The organism is Brevundimonas sp. UBA7534 (genome assembly GCF_002479325.1).
GTDB lineage: Bacteria > Pseudomonadota > Alphaproteobacteria > Caulobacterales > Caulobacteraceae > Brevundimonas.
The window spans coordinates 825-4,031 of sequence record NZ_DLMO01000005.1; the positions used below are offsets into that span (position 1 = coordinate 825).

Here is a 3,207-nt window from a genome sequence, read left to right on the forward strand (position 1 = left end):
GTCGGCGGCGGAACGGCGGGATGGATGACGGCCGCCGCCCTGGCCCGCCTGGTCGCCCCGACCGGCGTTCAGGTCGTGCTGGTGGAATCAGAGGCCATCGGCACGGTGGGGGTGGGCGAATCCACCCTGCCGCACATCCGCGCCTTCAACGAACGCCTGGGCATCGACGAGGCCGAGTTCATGAAGGCCACGCGCGCCACCTTCAAACTGGGCATTCAATTCAACGACTGGGGCCGTGTCGGCGACAGCTACATCCATCCGTTCGGCGACTATGGCGCACCGGGCGGGGAGGCGCCGTTCCATCACTACTGGCTGAGGGGGCGAAGCCTGGGCGACGTCGGACCCCTGGACGACTATTCGCTGCCGATCGTCGCGGCGAGGGAAGGCCGTTTCGCGCCGCCGGTCGAGAACGCGCGGTCGCTGCTGTCCACCTATGGTTACGCCTATCAATTCGATTCGACCCTCTATGCGCGGTTCCTGCGGACGTTCGCCGAGCGGCACGGCGTGCGCCGCATCGAGGGGCGGATCGTCGAGGTCATGCAGGACGGCGAGAGCGGCGCCCTGTCCGCCGTCGTGCTGGAAAGCGGCGCGGTGGTGGAGGGCGATCTGTTCGTCGACTGTTCGGGATTCCGCGCGCTGCTGATCGAGCAGACGCTGAAGTCCGGGTTCACGGACTGGTCGCACTGGCTGCCATGCGATCGCGCTGTGGCCATTCCCTGCGCCAGCGACCAGCCGACCGCGCCCTATACGCGCGCGACCGCGCTGGAGGCGGGCTGGCAGTTCCGCATCCCCCTGCAGCACCGGGTCGGCAACGGCTATGTCTTCGCCAGCGCCTTCGTCGATGCCGAGGCGGCGACCGAACGGCTGCTGGAACGGCTGGAGGGCGCGCCGCTGAAGACGGCGAACGTCCTGCGCTTCATCGCCGGACAGAGGACGCGCAACTGGATCGCCAACTGCGTCTCGGTGGGGCTGTCGTCGGGCTTCATCGAGCCGCTGGAATCGACCAGCATCCATCTGATCCAGATCGCCATCACAAAGCTGATCGAACTGTGGCCCAACGCCGTGGCGGACCCGGCGTCCGCGACCGAGTTCAACCGCCAGATGGATGTGGAATACGCCCGGATCCGGGATTTCATCATCCTGCACTATTGCGCGACCGAGCGGGACGACACGCCGTTCTGGGACCACGTCCGCACCATGCGCCTGCCCGACAGCCTGGCCGAAAAGATCGACCTGTTCCGGGCGCGGGGCGCGGTGCAGGAATATCGGGAGGGCCTGTTCCTGCATCCCAGCTGGGTCGCCGTCTATCTGGGGCAGGGGATCGTCCCGCGTCACCATCACCGGCTCGCCGACGCGGTGCCGGACGAGGCCCTGCTGTCCAGCCTGGCGCGGCTGAGGACCGCGATCCGGCAGAGCGCGTCCCGACTGCCGACGCAGGACGCCTATATCGCGCGCTACTGCGCCAGCGTCGACGCGGGATAAGGTCAGTCGGCGTCGTCGTTAGACCGTGCGGGCGGCGGCGCGATCAGGTCGGAAGCCAAGGCCAAGGCTGCGGCCATCGCCTCGCGCCGGTCCCTCGGCAGGGCGTCCAGGCGGGTCAGGGCGTCGGGGCGCAGCAGCCCCGGCGCGGTCGACAGGGCCGACAGGCCCGCCTCGGTCAGACGCACATGCACGATCCGACGATCGGAGGTGGACCGGTAGCGTTCCGCCAGGCCGCGCGCTTCCAGCCGATCCAGGATCGCCACCACGGTCGGCGGCGACATCGACACCTCGCGCGACAGGGCGCTGGTGCTGACCTGGCCCAGGGCGCGGGCGGCCTGGAGAACCAGCAACTGCGGCAGGGTCAGGCCCGTGACGCGGGCGATCTCGCGCGAGCGGACGTCGATCGCCTGGGCGATGCGGCGCACCGACCGGACCAGGGATTCGGTGGGATCGGCGTCGGATTGCGGAGAAAATGCGTCCATCCGGTTGAACTCTTTCGTGCACTAACCATTTGTACGCGCTGCATCCACAATTCAAGGAGGCCCCATGTGCGGTCTTAGCGGCGAGATCAATTTCGACGGACGGCCGGCCGACGCCGGCGCCGTGCAGCGGATGACCGATGCGCTCTCGCCCCGGGGACCGGATGGGTCCGGCATTGTCATGCGCGGCCCGCTGGGGCTGGGCCATCGGCGCCTGAAGATCATCGACCTGTCGGAAGCCGCACAGCAGCCGATGGTGGACGCCGACCTGGGCGTGACCCTGGCGTTCAACGGCTGCATCTACAACTATCCCGAACTGCGCGAAGAGCTGCTGGGGATGGGCTTCCGCTTCTTCTCGCACGGCGACACCGAGGTCATCATCAAGGCCTGGAAGGCCTGGGGCGAGGCCTGTGTCGAGCGGTTCAAGGGCATGTTCGCCTTCGTCCTGCATGAGCGTGACACCGGCCGCACCGTGATCGCCCGCGACCGGTTCGGCATCAAGCCGCTGTATCTGGCCGAAAGCGGCAAGCGCCTGCGCTTCGCCTCGACCCTGCCGGCCCTGCTGGCGGCGGGCGATGTGGACAAGACCATCGACCCGGTCGGCCTGCACCACTACATGACCTTCCACGCCGTAGTGCCGCCGCCGCACACCATCCTGAAGGGCGTGAAGAAGTTTCCGCCGGCGACGATCCGCGTGATCGAGGCCGACGGGACGGCCAAGGACCGCCTCTACTGGCAGCCCGACATGACCCGCCACCCGGAGGATGCGTCGCTGACGGCCGACGACTGGCGCGACCGGGTGCTGGACAGTCTGCGCGAGGCGGTGAAGCGCCGCATGGTCGCGGACGTGCCGGTCGGCGTGCTGCTCTCGGGCGGGGTGGACTCCAGCCTGATCGTCGGCCTGCTGGCGGAACTGGGCCAGAAGGACCTGATGACCTTTTCCGTCGGCTTCGAGGAGGCCAACGGCGAGAAGGGCGACGAGTTCGTCTATTCCGACCTGATCGCCAAACACTACGGCACCAAGCACCACCAGATCTTCGTGCCGCACCAGCGGCTGATGGAGGCCCTGCCGGGCACCATCGGCGCGATGTCCGAGCCGATGGTCAGTTACGACAACGTCGGCTTCTATCTGCTCAGCCAGGAAGTCTCCAAACACATCAAGGTGGTTCAGTCGGGCCAGGGGGCCGACGAGGTGTTCGCCGGCTATCACTGGTACCCGCCGATGCTGGACGCGACCGATCCGGTC

At 67.9% G+C, this 3,207-nt stretch carries 3 protein-coding genes; 2 read left to right on the forward strand and 1 reads right to left on the reverse strand.

All coding sequences use genetic code 11. From position 1 onward, the window contains the following. Nucleotides 1-1,482, forward strand: a 1,482-nt coding sequence (locus B2U11_RS00275) for a tryptophan halogenase family protein (protein ID WP_292068961.1), incomplete at its 5' end; no start/stop codon positions are given. Nucleotides 1,483-1,484: 2 nt separating this feature from the next. Here B2U11_RS00275 and B2U11_RS00280 read toward each other — a convergent pair. Next, nucleotides 1,485-1,964 carry a MarR family winged helix-turn-helix transcriptional regulator gene (locus B2U11_RS00280; RefSeq protein WP_201216238.1) on the reverse strand — a complete coding sequence of 160 codons (480 nt, stop codon included), beginning with the start codon at nt 1,962-1,964 and terminating at the stop codon, nt 1,485-1,487. 64 nt (nt 1,965-2,028) lie between these two features. Between B2U11_RS00280 and B2U11_RS00285 the strand changes: the two genes are divergently transcribed. After that, nucleotides 2,029-3,207: N-acetylglutaminylglutamine amidotransferase (locus B2U11_RS00285; RefSeq protein WP_292068963.1), on the forward strand; the 1,179-nt coding region annotated here is incomplete at its 3' end.

What these genes read in the sequence shown, in the direction of transcription:
- B2U11_RS00280 (WP_201216238.1), bottom strand. Translation starts at nt 1,964, where the DNA reads ATGGACGCATTTTCTCCGCAATCCGACGCCGATCCCACCGAATCCCTG.